Here is a 1,799-nt window from a genome sequence, read left to right as displayed (position 1 = left end):
GGTATTGGCGGAGTCCGGGGATGGCGAAGTCCACTTTGCCGTAGCCTGCGGGCCCGCAGTGATGAGCCTGCTCCGGTAATTGGACAAGACGTTGGGCATTGCCTTGAGGATGGCGCCGATCTGACCGGCCGCGGAGAGGCCATCCTGGGCGGCCATCGTGTCGAGGAACTAGCGGTCTCTGTCAGAAATGTCCGAGAGGGCCGACTCGACGACCACCAAGGTATTCCGTCTGTGGGCGGCAGCGATCGCACGCTGAACGCGGCGTTGGTTCAGTTTCCATCCAGCCTTGCCGGCTTCGAGCCAGAAATAGTTGCCCACAAGTTGGATCAGGAGGGGATACACCTCGGCTGCCTCGTTAATGAGGTCGGGGGAGAGGCTGATGCCTCCCTGACTGAAGAAATCGCTATACGAGGCGGTGGACTTCGGTGATGGCTGCTTCGTGGAGATTGATCCTGTCAGCGCGCCGCAGGAAGGTGCCTCCTACCGCGAGTTCACCGCCGGGACGCCGAGGATGCTGTCCAGCAGCCCGTTGCGGAATTTTCCCTCTGGATCATGCGCCGATGCCAGCGAACGGAAGTCCGCCAAGCGGGGGTAGAGGGCATCCCAGTCGTGGCTGCCGGGCGTGAAGAGCTTGCCCCAGTGTGGCCTGGCCTCGTGCGGCCGCAGCAGGTCTTCGAGCTGCGGAAGAACGGCTTCCACCTGCGGCTGCAGCGGCTTCCAGGTGAAGTGCAGCGCAACGCTCTGTTGCCGGTAGAAGGGGCTGAGCCAGAACTCGTCCGCGGCGCCGGTCCGGATCTCGGAGACAAACAGCAGGGGCGCAAGTTTGTCCGCCAGGCTCCGCACTGCCTGGATCGCCGCTGGTGCCTGCTCCAGCGGCAGGATGAATTCGCTTTGCAGTTCCTCACCGTTGCTGGGCGTGAACTCGTGGCGGAAGTGCGGCAGCCGGTCCAGCCATGGCCCGGGCTCATCCATCTGGGCTGTGCAGTTCTCGGCCGACATCCCCGGCAACGGGTGCCGCGGGCCGGTGGCTGCCGTGGCGCCGAACAGTTCACCGAGGGGAGGCTCCGCGTCCAGCGCCTTGAGCCAGATCTGGCTGATGCCATCGCCCGTGTAATCGGTGAAAAGACTCACGCTGTAGGCGCTGGACACCAGCTGCGTGAAATCCGCCAGCGCCCGGTCCCACGGCAGGTTTTCCAACACACGCTGGCGCATGCTGAAGCTCGGCCGGACGGCAAGCCGGAGGCCGGTGACGATGCCCAGGGCGCCCAGGGCCACCACGCTGCCCAGGAATTCCTCGCCGTCCGCGCGGGACAGCGACACCTGCTCGCCCGAGGGCCGGACCAGATCAATGCCCTCCACCGCTCCGGCCAGGGAGGGGTTGTTCACACCTGATCCATGGGTGCCCGTCTGGACTGCCCCTGCCACGGAAATGTGGGGGAGCGACGCCAGGTTGTGGATGGCCAGGCCGGCCCGCTGCTGCGTACGGCACAAGGCGCCGTAGCTCACTCCGCCGCTGACGCGGACGCTCCGCTTTTCCGAGTCCAGTTCGATGTGCTGCGGCAGTGCATCCAGCAGCACGTGCACGCCGTCGGTGTCCCCGATGCGGTTGAAGGAGTGCCGCGATCCCAGGGCCTTGACCTGGCTGGAACGCGCCACCACCTGGGCGAGCTCAGCCACCGACTCCGGGCGCACGACGTCCGCTGATGAGTAATTGAGGTTTCCTGCCCAGTTCTTCATGTGCTCGGCTTTCGGGTGAAGGTACGTTTCGCTCCACCAACTGTGAGCGCTAACAATTTCCC

At 65.1% G+C, this 1,799-nt stretch carries 1 protein-coding gene; it reads right to left on the bottom strand.

Annotated elements, in window-relative coordinates:
* Positions 1-480: 480 nt before the first annotated feature.
* A complete protein-coding gene (locus V6M49_RS11300) occupies positions 481-1,737 on the bottom strand; it encodes a D-arabinono-1,4-lactone oxidase (protein WP_332761173.1) in 1,257 nt (418 codons plus the stop codon).
* Positions 1,738-1,799: the final 62 nt, after the last annotated feature.

The organism is Pseudarthrobacter sp., from assembly GCF_036675385.1.
GTDB lineage: Bacteria > Actinomycetota > Actinomycetes > Actinomycetales > Micrococcaceae > Arthrobacter.
The sequence above is the reverse complement of the archived record's forward strand: the minus strand, read 5'-3'. Positions and strand labels throughout refer to the sequence as shown.

Coding starts and splice junctions, on each gene's coding strand:
- V6M49_RS11300 (WP_332761173.1), bottom strand. CDS start 1,737: ATGAAGAACTGGGCAGGAAACCTCAATTACTCATCAGCGGACGTCGTG.